The organism is Rathayibacter festucae DSM 15932, from assembly GCF_004011135.1.
In the GTDB taxonomy this organism is placed as follows: Bacteria; Actinomycetota; Actinomycetes; order Actinomycetales; family Microbacteriaceae; genus Rathayibacter; species Rathayibacter festucae.
In genome coordinates this window covers 4,119,620-4,136,478 of the sequence record NZ_CP028137.1, presented here as the reverse complement: position 1 = coordinate 4,136,478, position 16,859 = coordinate 4,119,620, and the positions used below count along the sequence as shown (strand labels likewise).

Below are 16,859 nucleotides of genomic sequence, written 5' to 3'. Positions count from 1 at the left end.
CGGGGCTACTCGACCAGCATGAAGCGGCGGGCATGCACAACCTGTCTTGCCCGGAACGCATGCTGATCGAGTAGGCCGCGCAGCGGACGTATCGAGATCCACCAGCGTCAGAAGCTGAGTCTGCAGACCCGCCCTGCTGGGGACGTCGGGTCTCGATACGCCCCTTCGGGGCTACTCGACCAGCATGAAGTGAGCCGTCTCCGCGTCCTCTTTCTCACCACCGGGACGCGAAGCGGCTCCGCCGCTCCACACGCCCCCGCGCGCTCCGCCTAGGCGCGGGTCGCGGCTGCGACCGCGGCCGCCACTCCCCCGCCCCACGGCGCGCCGTGGCCGGGCAGCACCCAGGTGGCGCCGGTGGGCAGCAAGTGCTGCAGCGAGGCGAGCGCCTGCTCCGGCTCGTCGGTGAACGGCGCGGGGGCCGGCCCGGTCGCACCGGTCAGCACATGGCGCGTGGTGAGGCCGTCGCCGACGAACACGGCGTCGGCGATCGGCACGTGCACCGCGATGCTGCCGGCGGAGTGGCCGGGCAGCCCGATGATCCGCGGAGCTCCCGGGAGGTCGAGCGTCTCGCCGTCCTGCACCGTCACGACCTCGGTCAGCGGAGGGACGCGCGCACCGCCCTTGCGCAGGAAGTAGCCGAGGAAGCCGACGAGAGCGCCGAGCTTCATCGACTGCTTGCCGTTCGCGGGCTTCTTCCCGCCCTTCGCGCGCTCGGCGTCGGCCTCGTGCACGAAGACGGGCACGCCGTGCTCGCGCCGGAGCCGCTCGGCGAAGCCGATGTGGTCGGAGTCGCCGTGGGTGAGCACGACTCCCCTGATGTCGTCGACGGAGCGGCCGATCGCCTTCAGCTCGGCGAGCAGCTCGGGCCAGAGCCGGGGCAGGCCGGCGTCGATGAGGGTCACGCCCTCGGGCGTGTGGACGAGGTAGGCGGCGACGATGTCCGAGCCGATGCGGCGGAGGTGGGGGGCGAGTTCCATGATGGCTACGGTAGCTAGCCATCATGGCTACTGTCAATAGCTATAGTGGAGGCATGCCCACTCCTGAGCGCACCTCCCTCGACGCGATCGTCCGCGCCGCCGCCGAGATCCTGGAGGAGGAGGGGCTCGCCGGCGTGACGATGCAGGCCGTCGCGCAACGCGTCGGTGTGCGCGCCCCCTCCCTCTACAAGCGGGTCGCGGGCCGCGATCCCCTGCTGCGCCTGGTCGCCGAGGCGACGCTAAGCGAGCTCGCCGCATGCGTCGAGCCGATCGAGAACGCCGCCGAGCTCGCCGGCGCCTTCCGCGCATTCGGCCGTGAGCGGCCCGCCGCCTTCCTCCTGGTGATGGCGCCGGCGCCCGGGACCCCGGCGGCCCGGCAGGAGTTCCGGGACGCGGCGAGCGCCTCCGTCCTCCGCGTCGCCGCCCGGCTCGCGGGCGAGGAGCACGCGCTCGAGGCCGCGCGCACCCTCACCGCCTGGAGCACCGGCTTCATCGGGATGGAGATCAACGGGGCGTTCACCCTCGGCGGGGACGTCGAGAGCGCCTGGCGCTTCGGGCTGAGCCGGGTGATCGCGGCCCTGGAGCTCGCGGAGGCGGAGCTCGCGGAGCTGGAGCCGGCCGAGGTCAGCGCGCCGCGGCCTCGTCCTCGAGGAAGCGCGGCCGGCTCGCCGCGAGTCCGCTGAGCAGCAGCACCACGAGGCTCGCCAGCAGCAGGACGTACGAGCCGGTCCAGCTCCCCTGCGCCTCGTAGAGCAGGCCGATCAGCAGCGGCCCGGCGCAGGCGAGCGCGTAGCCGAGGCCCTGCGTCGCTCCGGAGAGCACCGAGGAGCCGGCCGTGCTGCGGGTCCGCGCGTTGACGAGGGTGAGCGTCATCGGGAAGGTGCTGACGCCCAGGCCGAGGCAGACCACCCAGGCCACGGCGCCGGCCAGCGGCGCGACCAGCAGGCCGACGTAGCCGACGGCGAGCAGCGCGACGCAGACGACGACCACGATCGAGGGGTTCCGCATCCCGAGGGTCAGCGGCGGGACGACGAAGGCCGCGCCGAGGCCGAAGATCGAGAAGAGGGCGAGCAGCGCCCCGCCCTGGGCCGGGTCCGCGCCGGCGTCGACGAGGATCGTCGGCAGCCAGGTGATGATCGCGTAGGTGTTCAGCGCCGTCATCCCGAGCATCAGCACCATCGCCCAGAGCAGGCGGGTGCACCAGGCGCCGGCGAGCCGGGTGGGCGCGACGGCCGCGGCGGCGCCGGCCTCGCCGCGCCGGGCGAGCGCCGCCCAGAGCAGGCAGGCGACGGCGGTCAGCGCCGCCCGGACGCCGACGGCGAAGCGCCAGTCGAGGGCCGAGGCGAGCGGGACGGCGACCAGCGGGGCGACGAACTGGCCGGTCTGCAGCAGCGCGAGGTAGAGCGAGCTGATCGTCTTCAGCCGGTCGGCGAAGTAGCGCTTCACGATCGGCACGATCAGGACGTTCGACGTGCCCACTCCCGCGAAGGCGACGACGGAGGAGAGCACCAGCGCGAGCGGGCTCGGGCTGAGCGCACGGAGCAGCAGGCCCACCGTGGTCACCAGCGTCGCCGCAGCGAGGGTGCGCTCGAGGCCGAAGCGGCGCGCGGCCCCGGCGGCGACGACTCCGAAGACCGCGAAGGAGGCGGTGACGATGGTGCCGAACGCGCCGTAGAGCGAGGGGCCGAAGCCGAGGTCGGCGCCGATCGTCTCGAGCAGCGGGCTGAAGCCGGTGACGGCCGTCCGGAGGTTGAGCGCCGTCATCACGATCGCGGCGAGTGCGAGGAGCGCGGTCCTCTGCGGGGTGACGACGGTGGACGTCATGGCGGCCTGCCCTGGGTAGGATGATGGGATGAATCCCGCCGAGCCTAGCGCGCCGGAGCCCCGATCGGTCGACCTCCGCGCACCGGAGCCGTTCCGCCGCGAGAGCGTCATCGATCACGTCACCGCGCTCTGCCACGAGGAGATCCGCTCCGGCCGGTGGGCCGTCGGCGCGCGGATCCCGACGGAGCCGGAACTGGTGCGCTGGAGCGGCGCCGGGCGGAACTCCGTGCGCGAGGCGGTGCAGACGCTCGTGCAGTCGGGGCTGGTGCGGCGGGAGCAGGGGCGCGGCACCTTCGTGATCGCGCGCTCGCAGCTCACCACGTCGCTCCGGAGACGGCTGCCGAGCGCCGAGCGGCGCGACGGCCTGGAGCTGCGCTTCGCGATCGACGGGGCGACCGCGGCCCTCGCCGCCGAGCGGCGGACGGCCGAGGACGTCGAGACGCTGCGGGCCCTGCTCGCCGCCCGCACCCGCTCCTGGACGGGCGGCGACCTCGCCGACCGGACCGCGACCGACACCGCGCTGCACCGCGCCGTCGTCGCCGCCACGCACAACGCGCTCTTCCTCGAGCTCTACGACGGGCTCACCGGCCTCTTCGAGACGGTGCTGCAGGACGACGTCGTCGGCGAGGAGGACCGGCACGCCCGCGAGCACGCGCTGCTGGTCGAGTCGATCGCCGCGGGCGATGCGGACGGGGCCCGGCGGGCGATCGAGGAGCTGCTCGCGCCGCTGCTGGAGCCGGACGGCGAGCAGAACATCAGCTGAGAGGCCTCGTCATCGGCCATCGGCGATGAGACGTGCTCTCAGCCGATGTTCTGCAGGAGCAGCGCCGATCAGCGCTGCGGCCGGCGCGTGGACCAGAGCGCCCAGGCCACCAGCAGCGGCTGGAAGACCAGCCGGACCGCGCGCTTGCGATCGGTGTCGAGGCCGAAGGCGCTGGTCTTCGTGACGTACTGCGAGACGTTGCCGGGGAAGATCGCGGTGAAGAACGCAGCGGCGGCTGCTCCGACCAGCGGTGCCCGGCGGCGCGCGAGCACCAGCGAGGCGCCGAGGCCGATCTCCACGACGCCGGACGCGAGCACGACCGTGTCCTTGTCCAGCGGCACCCACTCCGGCACCTGCGCCTGGAACTCCTCGCGCGCGCGGGTCAAGTGACTGACACCCGCGAAGACGAGGGCGGAGCCGAGGAGGACCTTGGCGCCGGTGCGGATCAGGGACGGAGTGGAGGAGGCCATCCCCCCATCGTTCCCGATCGAACGGGCTGGAGTGCCCGGCAGCGTCCGAACCGCACGGATGTGCCGTGTCGGAGGCCCGGCCTAGTCTGATCGGGTGTCAGACCGCATCCTCGTCCTCACCACCGGCGGAACCATCGACAAGGAGTACTCGCTCGCGGGCGAGCTCGAGATCGGGGCGCCGACGATCCCGCGCCTGCTCGAGCCCGTGCTGTCGACGCTCGAGTTCCGCGTCGAGGAGGTCCTGCGGAAGGACAGCCTCGACCTCGACGACGCCGACCGCGCGCTGATCCGCGAGCGCGTGCTCTCGGCCGAGGAGGACCGCATCGTCCTCACCCACGGCACCGACACGATGACGCTGACGGCCGAGGCGCTCGGCGCGGTCCGCGACCGGGTCGTCGTGCTGACCGGCGCGATGCAGCCCGCGCGGATGCGGGACAGCGACGCCGCCTTCAACCTCGGCGCGGCCGTCGCGGCGGTGCAGCTGCTGCCGCCGGGCGTCTACCTCGCGATGAGCGGGCGGGTGCTGCCGGCCGGCGCCGTCGTCAAGGACCGGGCGGCCGGGATCTTCCTGCCGGCCTGAGCCGCGACCGGACCCTCGAGCCCGGGGCCGGCGGCGTCACTCCGCCGCAGCGACCGCCCGCGTGCACTCCGCGCACAGCCCGAAGACGTCCACGACGTGGTGCGCGTCGGTGAAGCCGTTCTGCGCCGCGACGCTGTGCGCCCAGGTCTCCACCGCGTCCGCGGCGATCTCGACGGTCAGCCCGCAGCGCCGGCAGATCAGGTGGTGGTGGTGGGTGCCCGGGGTGCAGGCGCGATAGAGGCTCTCGCCGTCCGGCGACTGCAGCGAGTCGGCCTCACCCTCGACCGCGAGGTCGGACAGGGCGCGGTAGACCGTCGCCAGGCCGATCGGCGAGCCGGAGGCGTGCAGCGCGCTGTGCAGCCCCTGGGCGCTGACGAAGTCCTCGCGCTGAGTGAGCGCCTCGCGCACGGCCTCGCGCTGCCACGTGTTCCGCTTGACCACCGGTCCGCCTTCCCGTTTCACGACCCGCGCCACGCTATACCCCCGCCCCGACCGCGGCCGGCGAGCGCCGGCGCGAGGGCCGCCGCACGCCCTTGCGGCCGATGATCCGGCACACCACGTAGATCGTGAACGAGATCGTGGTGACGTAGGGGCTGATCGGCACGGAGCCGCCGAGCGCGAGCAGGATCCCGCCGACCAGCGCACCGACGGCGAAGAGCACGCTGAGCAGCGGCACGAGCACCGGCGACGCGGAGATCCGCAGCGCCGCGGCCGCGGGGGTGACGAGGATCGCGAGCACCAGCAGCGAGCCGACGATCTGCACAGACACCGCCACGGCGAGGCCGAGCAGCAGCATGAACACGATCGAGAGCGCCCGGGTCGGGATGCCGCGCGCGGCCGCCACGTCGGCGTCGACGCTCGCGAAGGTCAGCGGACGCCAGATCAGCGCGAGCCCGATCACGACGACGACCGAGATCGCGATCAGCCAGCCCAGCTGCGGGTCGTCGACCGCGACGATCTGCCCGGTGAGCAGGCCGAACTTGTTCGCGCTCCGCCCCGGGTACAGCGCGAGGCAGAGGATCCCGAGGCCCAGGCCGAACGGCATCAGCACGGCGATGATCGAGTTGCGGTCGCGGGCGCGCGAGCCGAGCAGCCCGATCAGCAGCGCCGCGACCAGCGAGCCGACGATCGAGCCCTGCACCACGCCGACGCCGAGCAGCAGCCCGGCCGAGGCGCCTGCGAAGGACAGCTCGCTGATCCCGTGCACGGCGAAGGCCATGTCCCGCGACATCACGAAGACGCCGATCAGCCCGCCGACGACGCCGAGGACGGCGCCCGCGATGACGGAGTTCAGCAGCAGCGCGAGCAGCGCGCCGTAGTCGGAGAAGTCGAAGATCTGCGACCAGACGTCGTCGGTCATGCGCGCTCCTCCTCGTGCTCGTGCACGTGCGAGTGGTCGGGGGCACCGACCACGATGACGCGGCCGCGCGCGCGGATCACGTCGACCGGCGCGTCGTAGAGCTCGCTGAGCACCTCGGAGCGCAGCACCTCGTCGGGGGTGCCGATCCGGAAGCGGCCGCCGGCCAGGTAGAGCACCCGGTCGACCATCCCGAGCACCGGATTCACGTCATGGGTGACGAAGAGCACGCCGAGGTTCCGCTCGCGCCGGTGCCGGTCGATCAGCTCGCTGACTGCGCGCTGGTGCGCGAGGTCGAGGGCGATCAGCGGCTCGTCGCAGAGCAGCAGGGCCGGGTCGCCGGCGAGCGCCTGGCCGACGCGGACGCGCTGCTGCTCGCCGCCGGAGAGGCTGCCGATCGGCGCGTCGGCGTAGTCGGTGGCGCCGACGGACGCGAGCAGGGCGTCGACCTGCGCACGACGCGAGCGCGAGGGCAGCGGCAGGCCGAAGCGGTGGCCGTCGATGCCGAGGCCGATCAGGTCGCGGGCGCGCAGCGGGGTGCCCTCGTCGGCGAGCTTCTGCTGCGGGATGTAGCCGATGCGGCGGTTGCCGCGGTGCACGGGCTCGCCGAGGACGCGCAGCTCGCCGCTGCTGAGCGGCTGCTGGCCGAGGACCGCGCGGAGGAGGCTGGTCTTGCCGGAGCCGTTGGCGCCGAGCACCGCGACGAACTCGCCGGCCCGCACGTCGAGGTCGACGCCGCCCCAGAGCTCGCGGTCGCCGAAGCGCAGACCGGCGCCGCGCAGCTGCAGCACGGACGCCGAAAGGCCCGCCTCCGAGGAGGCGGGCGCTGACGACGGACCGGATGGGGTCGAGGAGGGTGGCGTCACGACGAGAGGGCTCCCTCGAGGGCGTCGAGGTTGGCGGTCATCCAGCCGACGTAATCGTCACCCTCGGGCAGCGTCTCGGTGACGCCGACGGTCGGGACGCCGGCCGACTCCGCCGCGTCGAGCACGGCCTGGGTCTGCGAGCTCTCGGTCTGCTCGTTGAAGACGAGCGCGTCGACGGTGCCGTCGGAGAAGAGGGCGAGCGTCTCCTGCAGGGTGGTCGCGGGGACGTCGGTGCCCTCCTCGACCGCCTCGCTGAACGCCTCCGGAGTCGCGTTGACGAGCCCGAGCGCATCGGTCAGGTAGAGCGGGACGGGCTCGGTGATGGCGATCGAGCGGCCGCCGAGCGTGCCCTTCAGCTCCGCCTCGCGGTCGATCAGGGCGTCGAGGGAGCCGCCGAGGGTCTCGGCGTTCGCGGCGTAGGTCGCGGCGTTGTCCGCGTCGATCGTGGACAGCTCGTCGGCGATCGACGTGACCGTCTCCCGGACGGCGGACAGGTCGTACCAGACGTGCTCGTTGTACTCGGCGTGCTCGTGGCCGGCCTCGTCGTGGCCGGCGCCCTCGGACTCGGCGGCCTCGTCCTCGTGGGCGTGCTCCTCCTCGAGCCCGGCGACGACGGTGGCGGTGATCACGGGGGCGGTCGAGCCGGAGGCGTCGATCATGGTGTCGACGAAGGCGTCGTAGCCGCCGCCGTTCTCGATCACGAGCGCCGCGTTCGAGAGGGCGAGCTGGTCGCGGGCCGTCGCCTCGTACTCGTGCGGGTCCTTGTCCGGGCTGTCGATGATGCTCGTGACGTCGACCAGGTCGCCGCCGATGCTGCGGACCAGGTCGCCGTAGACGTCGGTCGACGCGACGACGGCGACCTTCCCGCTGTCGCCGGAGGAGCCGGTCGAGGAGGCCGTGCCGGAGCACGCCGAGAGGGCGAGCGCGGTGCTGCCGAGCAGCGCGACGAGGGCGAGGGAGCGGGTCTTCACGGGTGAGCCGATCTGGGTCTGGAGCGGGGCGGTCGGGATGCTGACACGGTAGCGACTATTGATAACGATTGTCAAAGTCACTGCAGAGCGCCGGGGTCGCGAGGAGTCGCCCGGGTCGCGTCGCGCGGAGTCACACGCGGTCACGGGTCGTCGCATTCCGGCAGGGCATCCGCCGCGGCTGCCACAGTCGCCGCAGCACCCCGCGATCGCCGCCTCCGCCGCGATCGCCCGCACCGGAAGGAACCACCGTGAGCAGCACCGTCTCGACCCCGACGCTCGACAGCCGACTCCCGCTCGACAGCCCGCCCCCGACCGATCGCTGGGTCCGCTCCCCGCGCCCCGCCACTCCGGCCGAGTGGCTCGCCCGTGCCGAGGAGGCCGCCGCGATCCTCGCCGTCGACGCGCTCGAGCGCGACCGCGCCGGCGCCGCGCCCGTCGCCGAGGTCGCCCTGCTGAAGAGCGCGGGCCTGGTCACCCTGCTCGGCCCCGTCGAGCACGGCGGCGGCGGCCAGGAGTGGAGCGTCGCCCTCCGCGTGATCCGCACGATCGCTCGCGCCGACGGCTCGATCGGCCAGCTGCTCGGCTACCACTACCTCTGGGCCTGGGCGGCCCGGCTGGTCGGCACGCCCGAGCAGATCGCGGCCGTCGAGCAGCAGGCGACCGAGGGGAACCTCCTCTACGGCGGCGCGGTGAACCCGCGCGACTCCGATCTCACGGTCCGCGAGGAGGGCGACGAGCTGGTCTTCACCGGCCGGAAGTCGTTCTCGACCGGCGGAGTCGTCAGCGACCTGACCGTGCTCGAGGGCGTCCTCGAGGGGACGGACAGCCACGTCTTCGCGATCGTGCCGACCGCGCAGGACGGCATCGTCTTCGGCCGCGACTGGAACAGCCTCGGGCAGCGCCTCACCGAGTCGGGCTCGGTCGAGATCCGCGGCGTGCGGGTGCCGTGGGCCGCGGCGGCGGGCTTCGTCGACCGGGTGTTCCAGCCGCTGGTCTACAACACCCTCAACGTGCCGGCGATCCAGCAGGTGTTCGCCGAGTTCTACCTCGGCATCGCGCAGGGCGCGCTCGAGCGGGCGGCGCAGTACACCCGCGAGTCGACGCGGGCGTGGCCGTACGGCGGCGACGACAAGGCACGCGCGAGCGAGGAGTGGTACATCCTCGAGGGCTACGGCGACCTGCAGTCGCGCCTCTGGGCCGACGAGGCGCTGATCGACGCGACCGGCGCCGACCTCTCGACCGCGCTGCACGCGCCGCGCGAGGAGCTGACCCCGCGCCGCCGCGGCGAGATCGCCGTGCGGATCGCGGCCGCGAAGGCGCGCATCGTCGAGGACGGCCTGGCCGCGGCCACCCGCGTCTTCGAGCTGACCGGCGCCCGGGCCTCCTCGAGCTCGGTCGGCCTCGACCTCTACTGGCGCAATCTGCGGACCCACTCGCTGCACGACCCGCTGCCCTACAAGCGCCGCGAGGTCGGCGTCTACACGCTGCTCGACGAGGTGCCGGAGCCGAGCTGGTACACCTGATCCGCGGCGGCGGAGCAGACGGCGTCAGAGCAGGCCGTGCCGCCGGAACGCCGCCAGGACGCCGTCCTCGCGCACGGAGGCGGTGACCTCGTCGGCGGCGGCGAGGGCCGCGGCCGAGGCGTTCCCCATCGCGATGCCCAGGCCCGCCGCGGCCAGCATCTCGACGTCGTTCGAGCTGTCGCCGATCGCCATCGTGTCCGCCAGCGGGTGGCCGAGGCGCTCGGCCAGGCGCACCAGCGCACTGCCCTTGTCGACGCCGCGGACGCTGACCTCGCCGCCGGCGTCGCCGAGGGACGGGATCGTGCCGGTGATCACGTGGAAGCGGTCGCCGAGGCCGTCGCGGACGAGGGCGAAGGCGGTGCCGTCCTCGCCGAAGAAGGTCGCCTTGGCGATGCCCTCGGTCGGGACGGTGCCGTAGCCGCCGCCCACCCCTCCGCTCGTGAAGACGTCGTCGTAGGACTGCAGCGAGTAGGCGATCCGGTGCGCCTCGAAGAAGCCGGCGATCGCCTCGACGTCCTCGGGCGCCATCGTCCGCGACTCGAGCAGGACGCCGTCGAGCTCGACGAAGCCGCCGGCCGCCGAGACGACCCCGTCGAAGCCGAGGTCGAGGACCTGCTGCGGGATCTCGGGACGCGAGCGGCCGGTCGCGACGAGGACGAGATGGCCGTTGCTCCGGGCGCCGGTGATCGCCTCGCGCACCGACGGCGCGACGACCCCCTCGTCCAGGAGCGTGCCGTCGACGTCGAGCAGGACCAGTCGGGTGCGTGTCACCCGCGGAGCCTACCGGCCGGGTCCGACGCCCCCGTCTGCCGGCCCGCGTCCCGGGATCAACCGAGCGTGCGCGGCGCCCGCCACTCCCAGGAGCGGTCCTTGTCGCCGATCGGCCGCAGCACCCGCGCCGGCACGCCGCCCGCGACCACCAGCGGCGGCACGCTCGCCGTGACGACCGCGCCCGCCGCCACCACGGAGCCCGCGCCGATGACCACGCCGGGCAGCAGGATCGCGCCCGCGCCGATCCAGGCGTCGTCCTCGATCACGACCGGCGCCGAGAACTGCGTGCCGTCGCGGCGCAGCTCCGGGTGCACGGGGTGCCCGGTCGTGCTGATCGTGACGTTCGGCGCGATCATCACCCGGTCGCCGATGACGACCTCGACGTCGTCGACCAGCGTCAGCCCGAAGTTCACGTAGACGTCCGCGCCTAGGCGGACCCGGTTGCCGTAGGCGACGTGCAGCGGCGGCTCGACCCAGGCGCCCTCGCCGACCGCCTCGAACAGCTCGTGCAGCAGGCGCCGGCGCTCGTCGACCTCGCGGGGGCCGGTCGCGTTGTAGGCGTGGGCGAGCTCCTTGCCGCGGATCCGCTCCTCCTCGAGCGCCTCGAGGCCCTCCCCGGCGTCGACGTACAGCTCGTGGGCGTCCATCCGCCGGCGGACCTCGTGCTCGCGCGCGTCCATCGCGTCCCCTCTCGTCGTCACCAGCCTGGCACGGGGCGCCGACGGCCCCGGGTGCTCGGCGATCGGAGGAGGGACGGGGATTGCGGGGAGCAACGGGGAGGGCTCACGCGGCGCGAGGTCGCCGCGTCGCGTCAGCAGGCGCAGATCTCGCAGCGGATCCAGTCGCCGGCCTCGGCGACCGGCAGCTCGCCGCGCCGCAGCAGCCGGCTCCACTCGACCGCGCGCCCGGTGAGCCGGTCGTCCGCGGTGCCGCGGTGATCGCCGCCCGCCGTGCGCATCAGGAGGTGCGCGATCGGGCCGCCGAGGCGCAGCGTCGCGCCGGCCACCCCGGCGAAGTGCCGGGCCTGGCCGCGGGTGTCGTCGTCGTAGGGCGGCGCGAAGCCGCGGCCGCGGATCCGGTTGCTGCCGCCGGAGGCGAGGTCGATCAGCCCGCGCGGCCAGGGCCGGATCCCGGCGACCTCGCGCGCGACCGCGGCGATCAGGACGCGGGGGCGGGGCGAGGCGGCGGCGAGGGCGTCGACGCGGTCGGCGAGGGCGGAGCAGGCGTCGGAGGCGGGCACCCGCCCAGTGGAGCACAGGACGACTGGGCGGTGGCGGGGAGCAGCGGCCTTGACACCCGCGGCTCGCGCCAGCACCATCGACGGTACAACGTTAGAAACAGCGGGCGGCGATCGCCGACGATCACCCCGTCCGGCCCGGCCGGAGCCCGCCGACGCCTCGGAAGGGCCCCGAATGACCGACTCCTCCGCCACCTCCTCCCCCGCCGCGCGCGTCTTCCTCGACCCGGCCGCGGTCGTCGCTCCCGTGAACCCGCGGCTGTTCGGCTCGTTCGTCGAGCACCTGGGCCGCTGCGTGTACGACGGGATCTACGAGCCCGGGCACCCGACCGCGAACGAGGACGGCTTCCGCCTGGACGTCGTCGAGCTGGTCAAGGAGCTCGGCTCGACCACCGTCCGCTACCCGGGCGGGAACTTCGTCTCCGGCTACCGCTGGGAGGACGGCGTCGGTCCGCGCGAGGACCGTCCGCGCCGCCGCGACCTGGCCTGGCACTCCCTCGAGACCAACGAGGTCGGCCTGGACGATTTCGCGAAGTGGGCGAAGCTGACCGGCAGCGAGATCATGTACGCCGTCAACCTCGGCACCCGCGGTGTCCTCGAGGCGCTCGATGTCCTCGAGTACGCCAACGGCAAGGCCGGCACCTTCCTCGCGGACCAGCGGATCGCGAACGGGTCGCCGGAGCCGCACGACATCCGGATGTGGTGCCTGGGGAACGAGATGGACGGCCCGTGGCAGGTCGGTCACATGAACGCCGACGACTACGGCAAGCTCGCCTCCCGCACCGCCAAGGCCCTCAAGATCGCCGACCCGTCCCTCGAGCTCGTGATCTGCGGCTCGTCGGGATCGTCGATGCCGACCTTCGGCGAGTGGGAGCGCGTTGTCCTCGAGCACGCGTACGACGACGTCGAGTACGTCTCCTGCCACGCCTACTACCAGGAGTACGACGGCGACCTCGGGTCGTTCCTCGCGTCCTCCGTCGAGATGGAGTACTTCATCGCGACCGTCGCGGCCACCGTCGACCACGTCAAGCACAAGCTCCGCAAGACCAAGGACATCAAGCTCTCCTTCGACGAGTGGAACGTCTGGTACCTCCAGGAGTGGAACGAGAAGGAGAAGGCGGACGCCGCGGGCGACCAGAGCACCCGCGAGTGGGCGTACGCGCCGCGCCTGCTCGAGGACGTCTACTCCGTCGCCGACGCCGTCGTGCTCGGCAACCTGATGATCACGCTGCTGAAGAACTCCGACCGGGTCACCTCCGCGTCGCTCGCGCAGCTCGTCAACGTCATCGCGCCGATCATGACCGAGCCCGGCGGAGCGGCCTGGCGGCAGACCACGTTCTTCCCGTTCTCCACCACCGCGCGCCTCGCGTCGGGCTCGGTGCTGCGGCCGCGGATCGAGGTCGGGTCCTACTCCACCGCGCGCCACGGCGACGCACCGCTCGTCGACTCGGTCGCCACCCTCGACGACGGTCGCGCCGCGGTCTTCCTCGTGAACCGCTCGACGACCGACGCCCTCGACGTGACCGTCGACGTCAGCGGCCTCCGCGTCTCCACCGTCGCGGAGGCTGTCGGGATCTTCGACGAGGACGTCTACGCCAAGAACACCAAGGACGACCAGAACCGCGTCGTCCTGAAGCCCGTCGACGCCGAGCTGGCCGACGGCGTGCTGACGCTGACGCTGCCCCCGATCTCCTGGACGGCGGTCTCCCTGACGGCCTAGCGCCCGGCCCGGGTGGGTCTCGATACGCGGGCCTGCGACCCGCTACTCGACCAGCATGAAAGGCGAGCTGCGCTCCCTGTTCTCCAAGGACGCGGGCGGCTCATGCTGATCGAGTAGCCCGCACCGCGGGCGTATCGAGATCCCCCGGCGCCGGCCGACGCCGGCAGGAAAGGCGAGCTGCGCTCCATGCTCTCCAAGGACGCGGGCGCTCCATGCTGATCGAGTAGCCCGCACCGCGGGCGCATCGAGATCCCCCACCGCCGGCACCTCGGCCACCGGGTCTCGATACGCGGACCTGCGGCCCGCTCCTCGACCAGCATGGTCCGCCGCACCTCCCGCGAGGCACGCCTGCTTTCATGCTGATCGAGTAGCCCGCACCGCGGGCGTATCGAGATCCACCCACCGCAGGCACATCGGCCGCCGGGTCTCGATACGCGGGCCTGCAGCCCGCTACTCGACCAGCATGAGAGGCGACCTGCACTCCCCGCCCTCTCCGACCCGCGCATGCACGGGCGCGGGCGCGCACGCGGTTGCGGGCGCTCCCTGCTGATCGAGTAGCCCGCGCATCGGGCGTATCGAGATCCCCCACCGCCGACACGTCAGCGCAACAGCGCCTCGAGGTCCGCGACGCCGCGCCCGGCGAGCGTCGGCCAGAGCGTGCGGTCAGGGCCCGGCGCGAGCTCCGCGTCGTGCGGCACCCCGACCGCGCACGCCCCGGACGCCACGGCCGCCGCGAGCCCGGTCGGCGAGTCCTCGATCGCGACGCAGCGCGCGATGTCCACGCCGAGCGTCGCGGCCGCCAGCAGGTACGGCTCCGGATCCGGCTTGCCGCGCGACACGTCGTCGCCGGTGACGAGCGCGGCGAGCGGCACCTCCGCCGCCAGCGCATCGACGACGACCTGCGCCATCACGCGCGAGGACGTGGTCACGATCGCCTGCCGCACTCCCGCACGGTGCACCTCGCGCAGCAGCTCGCGCGCCCCCGGCCGCCACACCAGCCCGCGGTGCATCTCCGCGAGCACATCGCGCTCGAGCGCCGCCTCCACCTCGGCGTCCGGCAGCTCGACCCCGGCGGCCTGCAGCGCCCGCACCGTCTGCTCCATCGTGCTGCCGATCAGTGCGAGCGCATCGGCTTGCGTCCACTCGCGGCCGAAGCGCCCGGCGAGCACCTCCTGCGCCCGCACCCAGGCGGGCTCCGAGTCGACGATCGTGCCGTCCATGTCCCAGAGCACCGCCTGCAGGCCGGTCGCACTCTCCGGGGCGGGCACCGCCTCGAGCCCGGTCACGACGCGACTCCCGTCGTGCGCCGGCGACCGAGGACCCCCGCGAGCAGCACCGCCACGACCCCCGCGATCGGCACCACCAGGAGCCCGACGCGCAGCCCCGCGCCGTCGGCGACCAGACCGACGATCGGCGGCGAGAGCAGGAAGCCGAGCCGCATCAGCCAGGAGACGATCGTCACTCCGGTGCCCGCGCGCAGCCCCCGGATCTCGTCGGCCTCGTGCATCGCCGCGGGCACGGTGGTCGCGAGCCCGAAGCCGGCGGCCGCGAAGCCGGCGATCGTGCCGGGAACGGACGGGAACGCCAGCGCCGCACCCATCCCGAGCGCCGCGATCGCCCCGCCGACCCGCAGCACGGTGCGCTGGCCGAAGCGGTCGACCAGCCGGTCGCCGAGGATCCGGCCGACGAACTGCGCGCCGACCAGCGCGACGAAGCCGTACGCCGCCACCGCCGCGGTCGCCCCGAGCGAGCCGCCCAGGTAGACGGCGGCCCAGGTCGAGGCCGCGTCCTCGACGAGGGTGCCCGCGATCGCCACCGCGACCAGGGCCGCGAGCAGCAGCACCACCCGCGGGCGGATCCGAACCCGCCCGACCGGCGCGGCCCCCGACTCGGCGGCCGTCTCGTCGTCCCGGCCCCGCAGGAGGAAGCGCAGCGCGGTCAGCGCGACGGCCGCGAAGAGCACCCCCGAGATGCTCAGGTGCACGGCGCGGGGCAGGCCGAGCGCGATCGCCCCGGCCGCCATCGAGCCGCCGAGGACCGCGCCGATCGACCAGATCGCGTGGAAGGAGTTGATGATCGAGCGCCCGTAGCGGCGCTGGACCCGCAGACCGTGACTGTTCTGCGCGACGTCGGTGATCGCATCGGTCGCGCCGGCGAACGCGAGCGCACCGGCGAAGACCAGCAGCGACGGCGAGAAGCCGGCCAGCACCGTCCCGATCGCGGTGAGGATCGTGCCGAGCACCGCGGCGCGGCCGCTGCCGAGCCGCCGGATCACGACGGCCGCAGCGAGCCCGGCGACGACCGCGCCGGCCGGGAACGCGGCGATCGCGACTCCGTAAGCCGCGTTGTCGAGCGCCAGGTCGGCCTTGATCTCGGGGAAGCGCGGGACGAGGTTGGCGAAGAGCGCGCCGTTGGTGAGGAAGAGCGCGGCGACGGCGGTGCGGGCGCGGCGCGACTCGGCGGACGGCGGCGCGAGGGCGGTGGACATGCGTACGACCGTACACGCAGTGTGTACGATCGTGCACATGGACAGCACCGACCACTCTGCCGCCGACCACTTCGCCGGGGACGTCCGCAGCAACCGCGAGCGGATGCTCGCCGGCGACCTCTACATCGCCGACGATCCGGAGAGCACGCGCCTCGCGCAGCGCGCTGCGCGACTCGCCGACGCCTACCACCGCGCCGCCCTCGCCGACGAGGACGCCGCCCGCCCGCTGCTCGTCGAGCTGCTCGGCTCCCTCGGCGAGGGCGCGTTCGTGAAGCCGCCGCTGTTCGTCGACTACGGCGAGAACATCACGATCGGCTCGCGCACCTTCGTCAACTACCACCTCACCGCGCTCGACGTCGCGGCGATCACCATCGGCGCCGACTGCCAGATCGGCCCGAACGTCCAGCTGCTCACCCCCACGCACCCGGTGGAGCCCGGTCCGCGCCGCGACAAGCTCGAGGCCGCGCGGCCGATCACGATCGGCGACAACGTCTGGCTCGGCGGCGGGGTGATCGTCTGCCCCGGCGTGAGCATCGGCGACGACAGCGTGATCGGAGCGGGCGCCGTGGTCACCCGCGACATCCCGGCCGGCGTCGTCGCCGTCGGCAATCCGGCACGCGTGATCCGGAGCGTCACGGAGTGACCGGGACCGCTGAGAGCGAGCCCGCCCCGCGCGCGCCGCGCCGCACCGATCCGCACCGGCGCGACCGCATCATCGACGCCTGCCTCGACGTGATCGCGGAGGAGGGGGTCGCCGGCACCTCGCACCGCCGCGTCGCCGCCGCCGCCGACGTGCCGCTGGGCTCGATGAGCTACCACTTCGCCGGGATGGACGACCTGCTGCACGAGGCGTTCACCCGCTTCGCCGACTCCGTCGCCGAGCAGACGCTGCGGCGGATGACCGACGCCCGCACCCCCGACGAGGCGCGCGAGGCCGTCGTCGACGTCGTCCTGCACGACATCTTCGGCAGCCGCCGCGAGCTCGTGATCACCCACGAGCTCTACACCCTCGCCGCCCGGCGCCCGTCGTACCGCAGCATCACGCACAGCTGGATGGCCCGCTCCCGCGCCGCCCTCGAGCGCCACGTCGACCCGACCACCGCCCGCATGCTCGACGCCCTGATGGAGGGCCTCACCATCCACCGCGCCCTCGACGAGGAGCCCGCCGACGACGCCGTCGTCCGCGAGGCCGTCCGCCGCATCCTCGGCTGACCCGCCCCCCTCCCCCTCCGCGAGATGCCACTTGTGCACGCTTCTCAGGGCGTGTCGCGCTCACAAGTGGCATCTCGCGGAGGGGTCAGGCGGGGGTGGC

Annotated in this window: 19 protein-coding genes; 7 read left to right on the top strand and 12 right to left on the bottom strand. The window is 73.6% G+C overall.

Annotation, left to right across the window (positions count from 1 at the left end; all coding sequences use genetic code 11):
- Positions 1-269: 269 nt before the first annotated feature.
- On the bottom strand, positions 270-977 hold the full coding sequence (locus tag C1I64_RS18810) for an MBL fold metallo-hydrolase (RefSeq protein WP_127888270.1): 708 nt from the start codon (positions 975-977) through the stop codon (positions 270-272).
- Positions 978-1,030: 53 nt separating this feature from the next.
- Here C1I64_RS18810 and C1I64_RS18805 point away from each other — a divergent pair, with 53 nt between their 5' ends.
- Positions 1,031-1,660: a TetR/AcrR family transcriptional regulator gene (locus C1I64_RS18805; protein ID WP_127888269.1), complete on the top strand. Its 630-nt coding sequence runs from the start codon at positions 1,031-1,033 to the stop codon at positions 1,658-1,660.
- Here C1I64_RS18805 and C1I64_RS18800 read toward each other — a convergent pair.
- Entirely contained in the window at positions 1,602-2,801 is a 1,200-nt protein-coding gene (locus C1I64_RS18800; protein ID WP_127888268.1) for an MFS transporter, read from the bottom strand. The two genes, C1I64_RS18805 and C1I64_RS18800, sit on opposite strands and share 59 nt — an antisense overlap.
- A gap of 28 nt (positions 2,802-2,829) precedes the next feature.
- On the opposite strand from C1I64_RS18800, the gene C1I64_RS18795 reads away from it, so the two are divergent.
- Positions 2,830-3,564 (top strand): FadR/GntR family transcriptional regulator, encoded by a 735-nt coding sequence (locus C1I64_RS18795; protein ID WP_127888267.1) that lies wholly within the window; start codon positions 2,830-2,832, stop codon positions 3,562-3,564.
- 68 nt (positions 3,565-3,632) lie between these two features.
- Here C1I64_RS18795 and C1I64_RS18790 read toward each other — a convergent pair whose 3' ends face one another.
- Positions 3,633-4,034 carry a DoxX family protein gene (locus tag C1I64_RS18790; RefSeq protein ID WP_123444687.1) on the bottom strand — a complete coding sequence of 134 codons (402 nt, stop codon included), beginning with the start codon at positions 4,032-4,034 and terminating at the stop codon, positions 3,633-3,635.
- Between the two features lie 94 nt (positions 4,035-4,128).
- Here C1I64_RS18790 and C1I64_RS18785 point away from each other — a divergent pair, with 94 nt between their 5' ends.
- Positions 4,129-4,614 carry an asparaginase domain-containing protein gene (locus tag C1I64_RS18785; protein WP_123444686.1) on the top strand — a complete coding sequence of 162 codons (486 nt, stop codon included), beginning with the start codon at positions 4,129-4,131 and terminating at the stop codon, positions 4,612-4,614.
- 36 nt (positions 4,615-4,650) lie between these two features.
- Here the strand turns inward: C1I64_RS18785 and C1I64_RS18780 are convergent, their stop codons facing one another.
- The 4 genes from C1I64_RS18780 to C1I64_RS18765 all read right to left on the bottom strand — a co-directional run bounded on the left by C1I64_RS18780 (position 4,651) and on the right by C1I64_RS18765 (position 7,808).
- Positions 4,651-5,055, bottom strand: a complete 405-nt coding sequence (locus C1I64_RS18780; protein ID WP_123734752.1) for a Fur family transcriptional regulator — start codon at positions 5,053-5,055, stop codon at positions 4,651-4,653.
- Positions 5,056-5,089: 34 nt separating this feature from the next.
- Positions 5,090-5,974, bottom strand: coding sequence for a metal ABC transporter permease (locus tag C1I64_RS18775; RefSeq protein ID WP_127888266.1), 885 nt, complete (start codon positions 5,972-5,974; stop codon positions 5,090-5,092).
- Positions 5,971-6,762, bottom strand: a complete 792-nt coding sequence (locus C1I64_RS18770; protein WP_243587249.1) for a metal ABC transporter ATP-binding protein — start codon at positions 6,760-6,762, stop codon at positions 5,971-5,973. The genes C1I64_RS18775 and C1I64_RS18770 overlap by 4 nt, the downstream gene beginning before the upstream one ends.
- A 71-nt stretch (positions 6,763-6,833) precedes the next feature.
- Positions 6,834-7,808, bottom strand: coding sequence for a metal ABC transporter substrate-binding protein (locus C1I64_RS18765; RefSeq protein WP_244209534.1), 975 nt, complete (start codon positions 7,806-7,808; stop codon positions 6,834-6,836).
- Between the two features lie 248 nt (positions 7,809-8,056).
- On the opposite strand from C1I64_RS18765, the gene C1I64_RS18760 reads away from it, so the two are divergent.
- A complete protein-coding gene (locus C1I64_RS18760; protein WP_244209533.1) occupies positions 8,057-9,331 on the top strand; it encodes an acyl-CoA dehydrogenase family protein in 1,275 nt (424 codons plus the stop codon).
- Positions 9,332-9,355: 24 nt separating this feature from the next.
- On the opposite strand, the gene C1I64_RS18755 is transcribed toward C1I64_RS18760, so the two are convergent.
- From C1I64_RS18755 to C1I64_RS18745, 3 genes are all read right to left on the bottom strand, one after another.
- Complete coding sequence (locus C1I64_RS18755) at positions 9,356-10,102, bottom strand: HAD hydrolase family protein (protein WP_123444681.1); 747 nt, start codon at positions 10,100-10,102, stop codon at positions 9,356-9,358.
- 56 nt (positions 10,103-10,158) lie between these two features.
- Positions 10,159-10,782: a DapH/DapD/GlmU-related protein gene (locus tag C1I64_RS18750; RefSeq protein WP_127888263.1), complete on the bottom strand. Its 624-nt coding sequence runs from the start codon at positions 10,780-10,782 to the stop codon at positions 10,159-10,161.
- Between the two features lie 131 nt (positions 10,783-10,913).
- A complete protein-coding gene (locus C1I64_RS18745) occupies positions 10,914-11,342 on the bottom strand; it encodes a hypothetical protein (RefSeq protein ID WP_127888262.1) in 429 nt (142 codons plus the stop codon).
- 172 nt (positions 11,343-11,514) lie between these two features.
- Here C1I64_RS18745 and arfA point away from each other — a divergent pair, with 172 nt between their 5' ends.
- Positions 11,515-13,059 (top strand): arabinosylfuranosidase ArfA, encoded by a 1,545-nt coding sequence (gene arfA, locus C1I64_RS18740; protein ID WP_127888261.1) that lies wholly within the window; start codon positions 11,515-11,517, stop codon positions 13,057-13,059.
- 599 nt (positions 13,060-13,658) lie between these two features.
- Here the strand turns inward: arfA and C1I64_RS18735 are convergent.
- Complete coding sequence (locus C1I64_RS18735; protein ID WP_244209532.1) at positions 13,659-14,345, bottom strand: HAD family hydrolase; 687 nt, start codon at positions 14,343-14,345, stop codon at positions 13,659-13,661.
- Positions 14,342-15,547, bottom strand: coding sequence for an MFS transporter (locus C1I64_RS18730; RefSeq protein WP_127888260.1), 1,206 nt, complete (start codon positions 15,545-15,547; stop codon positions 14,342-14,344). The genes C1I64_RS18735 and C1I64_RS18730 overlap by 4 nt, the downstream gene beginning before the upstream one ends.
- A 37-nt stretch (positions 15,548-15,584) precedes the next feature.
- Between C1I64_RS18730 and C1I64_RS18725 the strand changes: the two genes are divergently transcribed.
- Together C1I64_RS18725 and C1I64_RS18720 are read left to right on the top strand one after the other, a co-directional pair.
- Positions 15,585-16,190, top strand: coding sequence for a sugar O-acetyltransferase (locus tag C1I64_RS18725; protein WP_127888259.1), 606 nt, complete (start codon positions 15,585-15,587; stop codon positions 16,188-16,190).
- Complete coding sequence (locus C1I64_RS18720; RefSeq protein WP_127888258.1) at positions 16,187-16,759, top strand: TetR/AcrR family transcriptional regulator; 573 nt, start codon at positions 16,187-16,189, stop codon at positions 16,757-16,759. The genes C1I64_RS18725 and C1I64_RS18720 overlap by 4 nt, the downstream gene beginning before the upstream one ends.
- Positions 16,760-16,859: the final 100 nt, after the last annotated feature.

Bases quoted from the DNA above. Each gene is read 5' to 3' on its own strand.
- C1I64_RS18795 (WP_127888267.1), top strand. From the start codon at position 2,830: ATGAATCCCGCCGAGCCTAGCGCGCCGGAGCCCCGATCGGTCGACCTC.
- C1I64_RS18800 (WP_127888268.1), bottom strand. From the start codon at position 2,801: ATGACGTCCACCGTCGTCACCCCGCAGAGGACCGCGCTCCTCGCACTC.
- C1I64_RS18810 (WP_127888270.1), bottom strand. From the start codon at position 977: ATGGAACTCGCCCCCCACCTCCGCCGCATCGGCTCGGACATCGTCGCC.
- C1I64_RS18775 (WP_127888266.1), bottom strand. From the start codon at position 5,974: ATGACCGACGACGTCTGGTCGCAGATCTTCGACTTCTCCGACTACGGC.
- arfA (WP_127888261.1), top strand. From the start codon at position 11,515: ATGACCGACTCCTCCGCCACCTCCTCCCCCGCCGCGCGCGTCTTCCTC.
- C1I64_RS18805 (WP_127888269.1), top strand. From the start codon at position 1,031: ATGCCCACTCCTGAGCGCACCTCCCTCGACGCGATCGTCCGCGCCGCC.
- C1I64_RS18730 (WP_127888260.1), bottom strand. From the start codon at position 15,547: ATGTCCACCGCCCTCGCGCCGCCGTCCGCCGAGTCGCGCCGCGCCCGC.
- C1I64_RS18790 (WP_123444687.1), bottom strand. From the start codon at position 4,034: ATGGCCTCCTCCACTCCGTCCCTGATCCGCACCGGCGCCAAGGTCCTC.
- C1I64_RS18750 (WP_127888263.1), bottom strand. From the start codon at position 10,782: ATGGACGCGCGCGAGCACGAGGTCCGCCGGCGGATGGACGCCCACGAG.
- C1I64_RS18725 (WP_127888259.1), top strand. From the start codon at position 15,585: ATGGACAGCACCGACCACTCTGCCGCCGACCACTTCGCCGGGGACGTC.